Consider the following 13832-nt stretch of genomic DNA (forward strand, 5'->3'; position numbering starts at 1 on the left):
GGCAGACGCATGCTTCAAGCGTCCTCGCTCCCGCAACAGGTCCGCCCGCGCACCCTGTCCAACTGGCTCTTCGGCGTCGCCGCGCTCGTCGTCGCGATGGTGGTGATCGGCGGCATTACCCGCCTCACCGAATCCGGCCTGTCGATTACGCAGTGGAAACCGATCAGCGGCATCATCCCGCCGCTCAATGCCGCGCAGTGGCAGGCGGAGTTCGATAACTACAAGAAAATCCCCGAATATCAGCAGCTCCATCGCGGCATGTCGATGGCCGGGTTCCAGGCGATCTTCTTCTGGGAATATCTGCATCGCTTGCTCGGGCGCGTGGTCGGTGCGGCCTATTTGCTGCCCTTGCTGTGGTTCTGGGCGCGCGGTCGCGTGCCGCGCGGCTATGTGCCGCGCTTGTTTGCGCTGGTCGCCCTGGTCGCTTTCCAGGGGGCGATTGGCTGGTGGATGGTTTCGTCCGGCCTCGTCAAGCGCACCGACGTCAGCCATGTCCGCCTGGCGGTTCATCTCGTCACCGCGCTCACCTTGCTCGCCGGCACCGTCTGGACCGCGCTCGATCTGCGCGCTTTGGCGCAGGACGGTCGCGCACGCCCGGCGCGCTTGCGGCCCGTCGCGGTGATCGCGCTGAGCCTGCTGTTCGGGCAGATCCTGTTCGGCGCGTTCACCGCCGGGCTCGATGCCGGGTATGCCTTTTCGAGCTGGCCCTTGATGGGCGATGAAATCTTCCCCGCCGCGACCCCGCTGACCGATCCGTTGTGGCGCAATGCCGTGGACAATCCGGTCGTGGTGCAGTTCATCCACCGCTGGTTCGCCTTCGTGGCGGCGGCAGGGCTCGTCATGCTCGCGCTTCGGGCGATGCGGGCGGGGGCACCGCGCACCGCCACGGTATTGATCGGCTTGGTCGCATGTCAGATCGCGCTTGGAATTGCCACGTTGCTGAGCGGCGTCGAGATTGTCGTCGCGGTCGCGCATCAGGCCAATGCCGCGCTCACCTTGATCGCGGCGACCGCCGCCGCCCATGCCGTAGGCCGACGTTTCGCGTGATACGCTGGCTGGGATTGCTGCCGGTCGCGCTTCTGGCAAGTGCGGCCCAGGCGGCGTTCCAGCCGATCCAGGATCGCCCCTACCGCTACGACTCGGTCGAAACGCGCACCGTTGACGGCGTTGAGCGGCGGTTTCAGTCAACCCGCACGGTCGTATTTCACCAGACCGAGCGCGGCTTCAGCGCGATCGTCACGCTGGTGATGGTCGATCAGCAAAACGCCGCAGGTGTTGCGCGCATGTTTGCAACCGCGACCGCGAGCCTGCTCAACCGCCCGCTGCACTTCACACTCGGCCCCGATGGAGCGATCAAAGGAGTCGAGGATGCCGACGCCACCATCGCGCACATCGCGGCCGCGATCGAACGGATGGCGGTAGGCACGCGCCGCCCCGGTATGTCGAGCGCGCTCGCGGCCCCGCTGCGCGCCATGCCGCCCGAGCGAAAGGTCGCCATGCTGACATCGATCCTGTCCCCGCTGCTCGCTGGGCCCCTGACCGACCGCCTACCGGGCAAAGTCGCGGTGACGCTGCCCAGTCGCCCACCGCTGGCTCCCGGCATGGCCCTGTCGGGCACCGAGACCGTGCGCCGGGCCGCAAATGGTGAAGTCACCATCGAGACCGAAGCGGCCGGCCGGGTCGACGCAACGCCACTTGCCAACAACCCCGGCCAATTTGCGGCGGGACCGGTGGCGGCCCCCTCCGTAACGACGCACGCCACCCGGACATTCGACTCCACATCGGGCCTGCTGGTCGCAAGCAGCGAAGCCAACGACGTGATCGCATCGGACGGCCGCGCATTTCACCGCACGCGCACCGCCACCGTCATAACGGTCACAGCGCCCGGCTGACTTTAAGGTGGTATTCCGATACCCGTCAGCAAACCCGCCTGTTGCTTGACTTTTGCCCACCTTCGCCGCAATAGGCCGCTCATCGGTGCCGTCCTTCGGGGCGGCACCTGTCGTTTTACACCCGTTCATACATAAAGGTCACAAGCCCCATGAAGGCGCTGATGAAGACCACCAAGCCGGCGCTGCCGCATGAGGTGGAAAAAAAGTGGCTGATCATCGATGCCGATGGTCTGGTCGTCGGCCGCATGGCCTCGATCGTCGCCAATATCCTGCGCGGCAAGCACAAGCCGAGCTTCACCCCGCACGTCGATTGCGGTGACAATGTCATCATCATCAACGCGGACAAGGTCAAGTTCACCGGCAACAAGCTGAAGGACAAGGTCTATTACAAGCACACCGGTTATGCCGGCGGCATCAAGGGTATTACCGCGGGCAAGGTGCTCGAAGGTCGTTTCCCCGAGCGCGTGATTGAAAAGGCGATCGAGCGGATGATCCCGCGCGGCCCGCTTGGCCGTCAGCAGCTGCGCAACCTGCGCGTCTTCGCCGGCACCGAGCATCCGCACGAAGCGCAGAACCCCGAAGTCCTCGACATCGGCGCCATGAACCGCAAGAACAAGGTGGGCAACTAATGTCCGACAACCGCCAGTCCCTCGCCGATCTCGCCGGCCTGACCAACACCCCTGCCCCCGTCGTTCCGGCCGAATCGGCTGCGTCCGACCGCAAGGCCGAAGAGTATATGGCCGGCCACATTGCCGAGCCCGCTGCTCCGACGATGCCGCTGCGCGAGCAGATCCTCGACAAGCAGGGCCGCGCTTATGCAACCGGCCGCCGCAAGGACGCCGTCGCCCGCGTGTGGATCAAGCCCGGCTCGGGCAAGATCACCATCAACGGCCGTGACCAGGAAGTGTATTTCGCCCGTCCGACGCTGCGTCTCGTCATCAACCAGCCGTTCGGCGTAGCCGAGCGCGAAGGTGCCTATGACGTCGTTTGCACCGTCAAGGGCGGTGGCCTTTCGGGCCAGGCCGGCGCGGTCAAGCATGGCATCAGCCAGGCGCTGACCAAGTTCGAGCCGATCCTGCGCGCGCCGGTTAAGGCAGCAGGCTTCCTGACCCGCGACAGCCGCACGGTCGAGCGCAAGAAGTACGGTCGCGCCAAGGCACGCCGCAGCTTCCAGTTCTCGAAGCGCTAAGTCCTTTTCACACCCAGTCGCGAAGGGGCGGTCCGGCAACGGGCCGCCCTTTTTCGTTCCGCAAAGACGCGTTTCGGCCCTGGCAGGCCTATTCCGCGCGTTCGCGCAGCAAGGGGGTTGCCGGGGCCAGGTCCATCGTGCGCTGCACGACGTCGAACCCTCCATCGCCGATGCGGATCTCGTTGAACGAGGGGGGCGTGATGCGGACTCGTTCGGACAAGGTGCCCGCCCCAATCATCCGCACCGTCCGGCCCTCAATCTCGTGGGCGATGTCGAAGGGATCGTGGACATGGCCCGTCAGCACGGCATCGACACCCGCTCGCGCGAGCGCAACCAATGCCTGCGCACCATTATGGGTGCGCGCCGACATGCGCGTTTCGGGTTCCGCGAGCGGGTGGTGACACGCGATAAAGATCCGTCGCCCCTCGGGCACCGCCGCCACCAGCGCCAGCGCTCGCTCCAGCGCGCCCTGACTGACTTTGCCCTTTGACCAGTTGAGCCGCCACTGCGCCCGCGCCGTCGTCACCAGCGGGATGATCGCAATGCCCGGCAAATCGAGCGGCTGCTCGACGACCCGCTCCACCGCCGTCATCCGGCGATACGGTCGGAAGAAGCGATCGATCGGGTTGAAATAGGGCAAATCATGATTGCCGACTTCAACCGTCACCGGCACGCCAAGCCCCTGCAACCAGGCGAGCCCCGCCGCGAACTCGCGCCGCCGCGCGCGCATGGTCAAGTCGCCGGTCATCACCACCGCATCGGGCTTTTCGGCCTTTACCAGCGCATCGAACCACGCCACCGCAGCGGCGTCTTCGCGCCCGAAATGGACATCGCTGACGTGGAACAGCCGCGTCATGCAGCGGCCTTGGTCGTCAGGAAGATCTCGCGCATCATGCCCACCTGCACCACGCTGCCGGGATCGAGCATGATCGGCTCCCCGTCAACCAGCGCCAGCGCGGGCTTATCACCGCGCGTGCGGAACTCCCGGACATGGCATTGCGTGACCTCGGCCGACGCGACCCAATCGCCGGTCACCCATTCCCAACCGAGCCGTGCGATCGCCCGAAAATCGCGCGCGTCGATCGCAGCGACGTCGAGATGGTCGGCTTCCGGCCGGACGAACACCGCCTGCGCACCATGCTTCAAGGCGGGCACGCCCTCCAGGCGGATGCCACGACCGAAGGTGCGCTGCCAGGCATGTTTCATCGCCCGGCCAAGGCCGCGCAGCCGCCCCGCGCGAACCATCTCGCGGGCGCGCACCCAAGTGGCGGCAGGGCCAAGGATTAAGCCGACAAGCGCGCGCTCTCCCGCGACATCGACATAGGGCAGGCACGTCCTACGTTCCCGCGCGATCGCCTCAGCGACGATCCCCGCCGGGTCGGTGCTACCGTGCAGCAGTTTGGCGAGCATGTTCATCGTGCCGCCGGGCAGGATCAGGATTGCGCCGTTCCAGTCCGCCAACGCCGATACGGCGGCGTTGATCGTGCCGTCGCCGGCGAACAGCACCGCTGTATCGACCCCCGCCGCGTCCAGCGATTGCGGTGTCGGCAGCGGATCGTCGGGAAAGGCCGTGCGACCGGCGAGGACAAGACCGCGCTCGGCGAACAAAGCCGCCAGCGCGTCGGCCTTAGCCGGGGTTGCGGTGCCCGATTTCGGATTGGTGATGAACCAGAGCGTCTTCATGCCCTGGCCAACGCACGACGCGACCAAAGGTGGCGCGCCGCGCGCATCTGCTCACTCCACCGCCACATGCACGGGCTCATCGCCAGCCTTTGGCGGAGCCGGGCGTTGCAGCAGCAACACCAACGGGATCGACGCCAGCGTTAGGATCATCATCAGCTTGAAGTCGTCGAGATAGGCGACCATCGCCGCCTGTTTGTTGACGATGCCGTCCGCCATCGCCAGCACCGTATCGGTCGCGCCGCCCGTGATCGAGCTCACCACCGGATCTTTCGCCACCAGGCCCGGATCGGGAATGTGCTGGCCGATCTCCGAATGCGCCGTCTGGATATTGCGCGCGAGCAATGCGGTGACCACCGAAATCCCCGCCGAACCGCCGATATTGCGCGCCAGGTTCATCAAGCTCGATGCCTCGGTGCGATAGCGCGGGTCGAGCGTGCCGAAGGCGATGATGTTGAGCGGGATGAACACCAGCCCCAACCCGATCCCCTGCACCAAACCCGTGACGATGAACGGCTGCTGCCCCATTTCGAGCGTCCAGCTGGTCATGTCATAAAGCGACCAGCCCGCGATCAACAGCCCGGTGCCAACCATCAGTCGCGGATCGACCTGGCGCTTCATCAACTGCCCGGCGACATACATTGAGGCGACGATGCCGATGCCGCGTGGCATCAGCAGAATGCCAGCGGTCAGCACCGGATAGCCGTAGAGCGACTGCAGCATCGGCGGCAGCAAGGCGAGTGTCGCGGTCATCAGCACGCCGATCACCAGCATGAAGCCCACGCCGGTCAGCAAATTGCGGTTGAGGAACAGCGCCCGGTCGAACATCGGGCCCTTGGCGGTGAACAATTGCACGAAGAACATCCACGCCGCCCCGAGCGCCACCATCCCCTCGGTCCACACTTCCCACGAGCTGAACCAGTCCTGCGTCTGCCCGCGATCGAGCATCAGCTGGAACGCGCTGATCGCCACCGCCAGCATCGAGAAGCCGAAGATATCGAACCCGCGTTTCTTGATCTCGCGCGATGGCAGCAGCGCCCACAGGATGAGGAAGCAGGCAATGCCGATCGGCACGTTGACGTAAAAGCACCAGCGCCAGTCATAATTGTCGGTCAGCCAACCGCCGATAACGGGGCCCAGGATCGGCCCGACCATGATGCCCATGCCCCAGATCGACATTGCCGCCGCTTGTTTGGAGCGCGGGTTGATGTCCATCATCACCGTCTGGCTGAGCGGGTTCATGAACGCCGCCGCCACGCCTTGCAGCACGCGGAAGATGACCATCTCGGGCAGGCTGCTGGCAAGACCGCACAGCATTGAGGCAATGACGAAGCCAACCACCGCACCCAGGAACAGATTGCGCGACCCGATCCGGTCGGCCAGCCACCCGGTCAACGGAATCGCGACCGCCGAGGCGACGATATAGCTGGTCAACACCCAGGTGACCGTGTCGGACGTGGCGCTGAGCGAGGCCTGCATGTGCGGCAAGGCAACGTTGGCGATGGTGGAATCGAGGATCTGCATGATCGTCGCCGCCATCACACCGATCGTCAGCAGCGGGCGGTTGCTGGTGTGGAGCGCGGCGCGCTCCTCCAGCGGCACCGCCTCCTCGGTCGAGGGGACACGGGCGAGGCGGTCGGCCTCGCCCGCATCGGGATTAGCAGTGGCCACTGCGCACATCCACGGTGACATTGGCGCTGAGCCCTGCGATCAGCGGCCGCTTGCTCGGCTGGTCGATCGCGATGCGGACCGGCACGCGCTGCGTCACCTTCACCCAATTGCCCGTCGCATTCTGCGCCGGCAGCACCGAGAATTCGGACCCGGTCCCCGCGCCGATCGACTGCACATGGCCCTTCAGTTTCAGGCCGTTATAGGCATCGAACTCGACCTCGGCGGGTTGCCCCACGCACATCTTGTTGAGCTCGGTTTCCTTGAAATTGGCCTCGATCCACGCCGGATGGTTCGAGACGATGCTGACGGCGGGCAGACCGACGATCATCATCTGGCCGACCTGGAGCCGATCCGACTGGCTGATCGTGCCCGATACCGGCGCGTAAACCGAGGTGCGCCGCAGATCGAGCGCGGCCTTGTCACGCTGGACCATCGCCGCCTGCACCGCCGCCGGCACGCCCGAACCATCGGTTCCGCTGCCGACTTGCGTGCGCGCCTTGGCCGCGCTGGCATTGGCCGTCGCCAGCCGCGCCTTGGCCGCCGCGACTTGCTGCGCCGCCGCATCGAAGCTGGCGCGCGTGGTGAAGCCCTGCTTCATCAACGCGGCTTGCCGGTCATAGGTCGCCTGGGCGAGCGCGATATCGGCCTTGGCGCTGGATATATCGGCCGCCGCGCCGCCACTGTCGGTCGCCAGCGTGCTCACTTGCACGCGCGCCGTGGCGATCGCCGCATTGGCTTGCGCCAAAGCGATGCGATAGGGATCGGGATCGATCTGGAACAACAGGTCGCCCGCCTTGACCGGCTGGTTCTCGCGCGCGTTGATCTGGACGATGCGCCCCCCGACGTCGGACGAGACCGACACCTTGTCCTGCTGAATATAGGCATTGTCGGTCGACACGAAGCGTCCCGCCGTCAGCCAGAAATAGCCCGCGATCGCAATCAGCAGCAACGGCACGCTGACCATCAGCAAGGGCCGCAACCAGGCCCGCCGCTTGATCGGCGTTTCAATCATCGTGCCGGGCGGGGGCGATATCACCACGGTGTCGGCCGCTGCGCCACGGTCGATCTTGGGGTCTGCGTCAGCCATTGGCGGCCTCACTGGTTTTATCTGGGGAAGAAAGGTTGCTGTGGATACGCTGGAGCGTGGCCATCACGGCATCGTGTTCGGCCGGAGAAACGCCCTCGAGCGCGCTGCCCAGCATCACCTCGGCAATATGCCCCAATTCTTCGAGCAAAGGGCGGGCGCGCTCGGTCAGGAAGATTTGCCACGCGCGCCGATCGGACGGGTCGCGCCGCCGCTCGACCAGACCAGCCTCCTCCAGCCGATCGATCATGCGGCACAAGGTAATCGGTTCGACCTCCAGCAAATCGGCCAAACCGCCCTGATTGATGCCCTCACCACGCTGGAGAAACTTGAGCACGCGCCACTGCGTACGCGTCACGCCGATCAGCCGCGCCCGCTCATCAAAGCGCCGCCGCATCAGGCGCGAGACGTCACTGATCAAAAATCCAATCGAATCCTGCATAACTCCCATATAATAAGTATGCTTAGATTATCCATAGTCTTCTTTGCTGCATCGCAATAAGTTTGCGCAACGGGATTGGTTCCGTTGCAAAATTCCCTGTTGCGGAGGCCCGGCGCTGTGCCAGATAGGCGCATGACCAGCACACGCCCCGCCCCGATCGCCGAACTGACCCTGCGGGGCGTGTTGCTTGGCGGCCTGATCACGCTGCTGTTCACCGCCGCCAATGTCTATCTCGGGCTCAAGGTCGGGCTGACCTTCGCCACCTCGATCCCGGCCGCCGTCATCTCCATGGCGGTGCTGCGAATGTTCAAGGGCGCGACGATCCTCGAAAACAACATCGTGCAGACGGTGGCGAGCGCGGCGGGCACGCTGGCGGCGATCATCTTCGTGCTGCCCGGGCTGGTGATGATCGGCTGGTGGCAGGGCTTCCCCTATGTCCAGACCGCGATGATCACCGCGACCGGCGGCATATTGGGGGTGATGTTCTCGGTCCCGCTGCGCCGGGCCCTCGTCGTCGATACCGATCTGCCCTATCCCGAGGGCGTCGCCGCCGCCGAAGTGCTGCAAATCGGCGCGGGCTCGCGCGAGGGCGCGGCCGAGGCACGCACCGGGCTGTTCGTGCTGATCTGGAACAGCATTGCGTCCGCCGGCTTCGCGATCTTCACCCAGACCAAGATCATCACCGATACCGCCGCCACCACCTTCCGCGTCGGCGCAGGCGCGACCGGCATCTCCGGCAGCCTGTCCTTCGCCTTGCTCGGCGTCGGCCACCTCGTCGGTATTTCGGTCGGCGCAGCGATGGGTCTGGGGCTGGTGATCGGCTGGTTCGTGCTGGTGCCGCTGCTCACCGCCGCCCACCCCATACCGGGTGACATGGCCGCCTGGGTCAACACGATCTGGAAGGGCGACGTGCGCTTCTTCGGCGCGGGGTTGATCGGCATTTCGGCGATCTGGACGCTGGTGAAGATCGCTGGCCCGGTCATTGGCGGGGTGCGCTCGGCACTGGCGGCGAGCGCGGCGCGCGGCAAGGGCGAGACGCTGGCGCTGGAAGAACAGGATTTGCCGATCGCCTGGGTCGCAGGTGTCGCGCTGCTCACGCTGCTACCGATCGCGTGGCTGTTGTGGGATGTGATCGCGGGCGGCGCGCTGGTCGGGTCGGCGGCGCTGCTGATCGCAGGCGCTTTGGTGTTCGTGCTCGTCGCCGGGCTGATGATCGCGGCGGTGTGCGGCTATATGGCCGGGCTGATCGGCGCGTCCAATTCGCCCGTTTCGGGCATCGGCATCCTCGCGGTGATCGGGTCGTCGCTGATGCTGGTCGGCCTGTTTGGGCAGCATCCGGGCGCTGACACCACGCGCGCGCTGATCGCTTATGCGCTGATCGTCACCGGCATCGTGTTCGGCGTCGCCACCATTTCCAACGACAATCTGCAGGACCTCAAGACCGGCCAATTGGTCGGCGCGACGCCGTGGAAGCAGCAGGTTGCCTTGGTGATCGGCGTGGTGTTCGGCTCGCTGATCATCCCGCCGGTGCTCAACGTCCTCAACAGCGGGATGGGCTTTGTCGGCGTGCCGGGCGCGGGGCCGAATGCGCTCGCCGCGCCGCAAGCCGGGCTGATCTCGGCACTGGCCAAGGGTGTGCTGTCGGGCGACGCCAATTGGCGGATGCTGGGCTATGGTGCGCTGGCGGGCGTCGTACTGATCGCGCTGGACGAAGCGCTCGGGCGGTTGAAGTTGCTGCGCCTGCCCCCGCTCGGCGTGGCTCTCGGCATCTATCTGCCGATGTCGGTGATCCTGCCGACGGTGCTGGGCTCGGTGATCGGCTGGTTCTACGACCGCTGGGCACGCACCACCGCCAACCCCGAAGTCGCCGAGCGCATGGGCACGCTGACCGCGACCGGCCTGATCGTCGGCGAAAGCCTGTGGGGCGTGCTGTTCGCGCTGATCGTATGGGCGAGCGGCAGCGATGCGCCGCTGGCGCTGATCGGCAAAGGCCATGAGACCGCGGCGCTGATCGGCGGGACGGTGTTGTTCCTGGCGATTGCGGCGGTGCTGTACCGCCGGACCATCACCGTTTCGCGGTAAACTCCCTCTCCCACCGGGAGAGGGAAGGGGCCCGCGCCAAAGGCGTGGGAAGGGTGCGGGCGACGCCATGCCTGGCGAGGTCACCCTCACCCTTCCGTCGCTTCGCTCCTCCCTCCCTCTCCCATTGGGAGAGGGAAAAGCGGCTTACATCGCGGCGAGCAGCGTGCTGATCTTGATGAACGCAAACGCCACCGAGCTATCCGCCACGCCGTACGGCACGAACAGCGTGTCGCCATGCCGGATCGCGCCGCAGGTATAGACGACGTTGGGCACATAGCCCTCGCGGTCCTGGTCCGCCGCCGCCAGGATCGGCTCGGGCGTGCGCCCCAGCACCTTGGACGGATCGCGTTTGTCGAGCAGCACCGCGCCGATCGCATATTTGCGCATCGCGCCGACGCCGTGCGTCAGCAGCAACCAGCCTTCGTCGAGTTCGATCGGCGGGCCGCAATTGCCGATTTGCACGAGTTCCCACGGGAACACCGGCACGAGCAGCTTCTGCCCCTCGTCCCAATGCGTCAGCGTGTCGGATTTGAGCAGGAACAGATTCTCGCCGTCCTGCCGCCCGATCATCATATACTGTCCGGCGACCTTGCGCGGGAACAGCGCCATGCCCTTGTTGCGCGCGGCGGGGCCCGTCATTGGGACCAGATCGAACGCACGGAAATCGCGCGTGCGCAGCAATTCGGACTGGATCGTCGAACCGTTATAGGCGGTGTAGGTGCCGAGCCATTCGACATCGCCATTGTCATGATGGAACTGGACCAGCCGCAGATCCTCGAGCCCCTTGGACTGCGCCGCCGTGATCGGGAAGATCACCGTGCCCGAGAGCGTCGAGTCGCGGTGGCGATAGACGGTGATCGGCCCCTCGGGCAGCGTTTCCTCATCCAGCCCGACCGCATCGGTCGCGGTGGCGAAGGGCGGCTCGGGCGCGAGCTTCAATTGATTGTCGTCGGTGATGATGCCTTCGCGGAAGGCGACCGAGGAGATGTGCCCCTCCCCCACCGCGCGCAAGCTCATCAGAATGCGCTGCGATCCGGCGGGCATCCCCGACTGGTCGAAATGCGGCACCGCGCTCGGGTTCATCAGCGCGGCGGCGGCATAGCTATATTCGTGGCAGAAATAGGCACCGATCAACTGGCGCTTTTCATCGCCAATTTCGCTGCCATCGATGCCGAGCATGTCCTCGATCTCGTCATAGCGCGTCATGAACACGCGGCGCGTCTGCCAGTGGCGCGCCTCGAAATCCTTGAGCACCAGTTCGAGCTGGGCGCGGGTCTCGGCACTGTCGAGCGCCATCACCGCGCTGACGATGCGCTCCGTGCGATTGCCGCCATTGCCGCCCCAGGCGAGGTGGAACGGCCGCACCACGACCCGCGATGGGTCGGCATGGAGCCGCAGAGCATGCTGAAACAAATCGATCACGGTTTAAGCCTCGCGTAACGCCTTGGCGGCGTCGCGAGCGAGGCTACGCGACGGCGCTCTGCGGTCCTGCCATGCTTTCCGCCCGCTTTGCCAGCCCTGAAATCGTGCAACCGGACAATTGCAGCGCCAAAATCGACTCTGCGCCCTGATTTCGGTTCAAACCGGTGGGCATCAGGCCGTCGAAACAGCCGCCATCCTGCGCGGTGGCGAGGGGTAAATCGAGATCGTTCTGGCCCAAATACCAGCGATAGGCACGATAGGCCTCCTCGACCCAGCGCATATTATGCGAGGCATCGAACGCAGCGCCGCACGCGTCGATCGTAGCCTGGGCCTCGAGCGGCTGCTGGTCGAACTGTAATGGCTCGGCATAAACGCGCCCGAAACTCTCGCTGCCGACTGCCCGAAAGCGACCGTCGGGGGACGTCTGCTTACCAACGATCCAATCGAGCGTGCTCAAGCCACAGGCGACCATGTCCTCGCGCCCAAGCGCATGGCCGGCGCGGATCAGCGCTTCGGGCAAGCGGGCATTGTCATAGGCCAGCACGATTTCGAACCATTCCCATTGCGGGCGACGCGCTTCCTCCAGGAGGCCGCACAGTTCCTCGCCGAATCGGGCGAGGATCGTGCGCGCCAGCGCGTGCCCGGGGAATGCGTCCAAGATCGCAGCAGCCCCCAGCATCGCAAAGGCGTGGGCGCGCGGCGACCCCAGTTCGAGCGACAACGACGCCGTCATGTCGAACATCGACACCGCCCAATCCCGGTGCTTGGCGAGTTGCGCGTCGCGCGCGGTGACGCCGAGCGCCCACAGCGTGCGGCCGTTCGAGTCCTCAGACCCGAAATCCTCGCACCAGGTGCGATCGAAATTCATGAAGTTGCGGAAACGCCGCGCCTCGGGATTCCACGCATATTGCAGGAAAGACGCATAGATCGTCATCCACTTGTCGCGCTCGCCTTCGTCCATCGTCGGCATCTGGCTGACCAACATCAGCGCGCGGGCGTTGTCGTCGATACAATAGCCATGGCGGCGGTCGGGCACCGAATAGATCGAATGCTGTAACATGCCGGTCGAATCGCTCATCCGTTCGACTGCCGAGAAATCCGGAGCAAGCGGGGCGAGCGACATGGCACTGCTGAGCAGACGCTGCGGCTTGGCCGCGACCATCTGGGTGATCTCCCGCATCGCCAGTTCCGCCAAACGCGGCCAGATCATCGTGCGGCCGCGCGCATAGGCCCGCTCCGACAGCTTGAGGCGGTTGCGGTCGCTGCCCAGCAACGCATTGATCTCGCGCGCGAAGGCAGCGGAATCACCGAAATCGACCAGCACGCCGTGCCCGTCCGCGAGGATTTCGGTTGCATGCACATAGGGCGTGGAGACCACCGCCTTGCCAACACCGACCGCGTAACTCAGCGTACCCGACGTGATCTGGGCCGGGTTAAGATAGGGCGTCGCGTAAATGTCGGCGGCCTGGAGATAATCGATCAGTTCGTCATGCTCGAGAAACGCATCGATAAACGCGATGTTTTCGCTAACGCCCAATTTCGCAGCCAGCGCCTTCAGCCCATCGCGATATTTTTCGCCCTCATGCGCGACAAGATTGGGGTGTGTCGCGCCAAGCACGGTGTAGAGCACATTCGGATGTTCGGCGACGATCGTCGGCAACGCCTCGATCATCACTTCGATGCCCTTGCCCGGGGCGAGCAAGCCGAAGGTCAGCACCACATTCCGCCCGGACCAGCCGAACCGATCCTTCAGCGAATCGGGATCGACGAAATCGCGATCGGGCACACCGTGCGGGATCATTACGATGTTGCGACCGCTGGCACCGTAGACGCGCTCGAGAATTTCACGACCGCGCTCGGCCATCACGATGACGCGCGCCGCGCGGCGGAGCAGCCCTTCCATCACCCGCCGCTGATCGGCATCGGGCTTTTCCAGAATCGTGTGCAGCGTGACGATCACCGGGATCGACACGCGATCGAGCAGCGCGAGGATATGTTCGCCCGCCGCGCCACCGAAAATGCCATATTCGTGCTGCAGCCACAGCGCCTGCGCGCCGCTCTCCTCAATCTCCCGCGCCGCATCGAGATACGCCATGCGATCCTGATCCGGAATGCTGCGTGTTACCTCGGGGGGATAGTCATAGCGTCCGGGATGATCATCCATAGCATAGACATCGATCCGCAAATCCGGAAAGCGGCCCTTCAACGCGGTAAACGTGTCGGTAGTATAGGTCGCAAGGCCGCATTTCCGCGGCAAGAAATTGCCCACCAGCGCGAGGTGATCAATTGGGGTCACGCCATCCGCCTGTTGCATCATGCTCGCAATCCTCAAAACACCAGGGCCAAAGCCCTTTGAATACCTCCAACGAA

The 13832-nt window shown here is 65.1% G+C and carries 12 protein-coding genes; 5 read left to right on the plus strand and 7 right to left on the minus strand.

All coding sequences use genetic code 11. The features are described from left to right. The first annotated feature begins 9 nt into the window (after positions 1-9). The 4 genes from H4W01_RS14345 (at position 10) to rpsI (ending at position 3081) form a co-directional block, all read left to right on the plus strand. Complete coding sequence (locus H4W01_RS14345; protein ID WP_209611908.1) at positions 10-1047, plus strand: COX15/CtaA family protein; 1038 nt, start codon at positions 10-12, stop codon at positions 1045-1047. After that, positions 1044-1892 (plus strand): hypothetical protein, encoded by an 849-nt coding sequence (locus H4W01_RS14350; RefSeq protein ID WP_209611910.1) that lies wholly within the window; start codon positions 1044-1046, stop codon positions 1890-1892. The genes H4W01_RS14345 and H4W01_RS14350 overlap by 4 nt, the downstream gene beginning before the upstream one ends. Before the next feature lie 149 nt (positions 1893-2041). Continuing rightward, positions 2042-2521, plus strand: coding sequence for a 50S ribosomal protein L13 (gene rplM / locus H4W01_RS14355; RefSeq protein ID WP_010404427.1), 480 nt, complete (start codon positions 2042-2044; stop codon positions 2519-2521). Then, a complete protein-coding gene (gene rpsI, locus H4W01_RS14360) occupies positions 2521-3081 on the plus strand; it encodes a 30S ribosomal protein S9 (RefSeq protein ID WP_209611912.1) in 561 nt (186 codons plus the stop codon). The genes rplM and rpsI overlap by 1 nt, the downstream gene beginning before the upstream one ends. An 88-nt stretch (positions 3082-3169) precedes the next feature. Here rpsI and H4W01_RS14365 read toward each other — a convergent pair whose 3' ends face one another. From H4W01_RS14365 to H4W01_RS14385, 5 genes are read right to left on the minus strand one after another with little or no spacing between them, the layout of a single operon-like run. After that, positions 3170-3937 (minus strand): metallophosphoesterase family protein, encoded by a 768-nt coding sequence (locus tag H4W01_RS14365; protein ID WP_209611914.1) that lies wholly within the window; start codon positions 3935-3937, stop codon positions 3170-3172. Further along, positions 3934-4764, minus strand: a complete 831-nt coding sequence (locus H4W01_RS14370) for a diacylglycerol/lipid kinase family protein (protein WP_209611916.1) — start codon at positions 4762-4764, stop codon at positions 3934-3936. Before H4W01_RS14370 ends, H4W01_RS14365 begins: the two co-directional genes overlap by 4 nt. Positions 4765-4815: 51 nt before the next feature. Further along, entirely contained in the window at positions 4816-6441 is a 1626-nt protein-coding gene (locus H4W01_RS14375) for a DHA2 family efflux MFS transporter permease subunit (protein ID WP_154651289.1), read from the minus strand. Continuing rightward, the gene (locus H4W01_RS14380; protein ID WP_209611918.1) at positions 6419-7519 is read right to left on the minus strand and encodes an HlyD family secretion protein; all 1101 of its coding nucleotides are present in this window, start codon (positions 7517-7519) and stop codon (positions 6419-6421) included. Before H4W01_RS14380 ends, H4W01_RS14375 begins: the two co-directional genes overlap by 23 nt. Further along, positions 7512-7967 (minus strand): MarR family transcriptional regulator, encoded by a 456-nt coding sequence (locus H4W01_RS14385; RefSeq protein ID WP_209611920.1) that lies wholly within the window; start codon positions 7965-7967, stop codon positions 7512-7514. Before H4W01_RS14385 ends, H4W01_RS14380 begins: the two co-directional genes overlap by 8 nt. A 123-nt stretch (positions 7968-8090) precedes the next feature. Here H4W01_RS14385 and H4W01_RS14390 point away from each other — a divergent pair, with 123 nt between their 5' ends. After that, entirely contained in the window at positions 8091-10040 is a 1950-nt protein-coding gene (locus H4W01_RS14390) for an OPT family oligopeptide transporter (RefSeq protein WP_209611922.1), read from the plus strand. Between the two features lie 144 nt (positions 10041-10184). Here H4W01_RS14390 and H4W01_RS14395 read toward each other — a convergent pair whose 3' ends face one another. Together H4W01_RS14395 and H4W01_RS14400 are read right to left on the minus strand one after the other, a co-directional pair. Continuing rightward, entirely contained in the window at positions 10185-11462 is a 1278-nt protein-coding gene (locus H4W01_RS14395) for a glycoside hydrolase family 130 protein (protein WP_126848343.1), read from the minus strand. A 43-nt stretch (positions 11463-11505) separates the two neighbouring features. Beyond that, complete coding sequence (locus H4W01_RS14400; RefSeq protein ID WP_209611924.1) at positions 11506-13779, minus strand: glycosyltransferase family 4 protein; 2274 nt, start codon at positions 13777-13779, stop codon at positions 11506-11508. Positions 13780-13832: the final 53 nt, after the last annotated feature.

Origin of the sequence: Sphingomonas sp. PL20 (assembly GCF_017875905.1) — a bacterium.
In the GTDB taxonomy this organism is placed as follows: Bacteria; Pseudomonadota; Alphaproteobacteria; order Sphingomonadales; family Sphingomonadaceae; genus Sphingomonas; species Sphingomonas echinoides.

What these genes read in the sequence shown, in the direction of transcription:
- H4W01_RS14375 (WP_154651289.1), bottom strand. Translation starts at nt 6,441, where the DNA reads ATGTGCGCAGTGGCCACTGCTAATCCCGATGCGGGCGAGGCCGACCGC.
- H4W01_RS14390 (WP_209611922.1), top strand. Translation starts at nt 8,091, where the DNA reads ATGACCAGCACACGCCCCGCCCCGATCGCCGAACTGACCCTGCGGGGC.
- rpsI (WP_209611912.1), top strand. Translation starts at nt 2,521, where the DNA reads ATGTCCGACAACCGCCAGTCCCTCGCCGATCTCGCCGGCCTGACCAAC.
- H4W01_RS14385 (WP_209611920.1), bottom strand. Translation starts at nt 7,967, where the DNA reads ATGGGAGTTATGCAGGATTCGATTGGATTTTTGATCAGTGACGTCTCG.
- H4W01_RS14400 (WP_209611924.1), bottom strand. Translation starts at nt 13,779, where the DNA reads ATGATGCAACAGGCGGATGGCGTGACCCCAATTGATCACCTCGCGCTG.
- H4W01_RS14380 (WP_209611918.1), bottom strand. Translation starts at nt 7,519, where the DNA reads ATGGCTGACGCAGACCCCAAGATCGACCGTGGCGCAGCGGCCGACACC.
- rplM (WP_010404427.1), top strand. Translation starts at nt 2,042, where the DNA reads ATGAAGGCGCTGATGAAGACCACCAAGCCGGCGCTGCCGCATGAGGTG.
- H4W01_RS14370 (WP_209611916.1), bottom strand. Translation starts at nt 4,764, where the DNA reads ATGAAGACGCTCTGGTTCATCACCAATCCGAAATCGGGCACCGCAACC.
- H4W01_RS14365 (WP_209611914.1), bottom strand. Translation starts at nt 3,937, where the DNA reads ATGACGCGGCTGTTCCACGTCAGCGATGTCCATTTCGGGCGCGAAGAC.
- H4W01_RS14345 (WP_209611908.1), top strand. Translation starts at nt 10, where the DNA reads ATGCTTCAAGCGTCCTCGCTCCCGCAACAGGTCCGCCCGCGCACCCTG.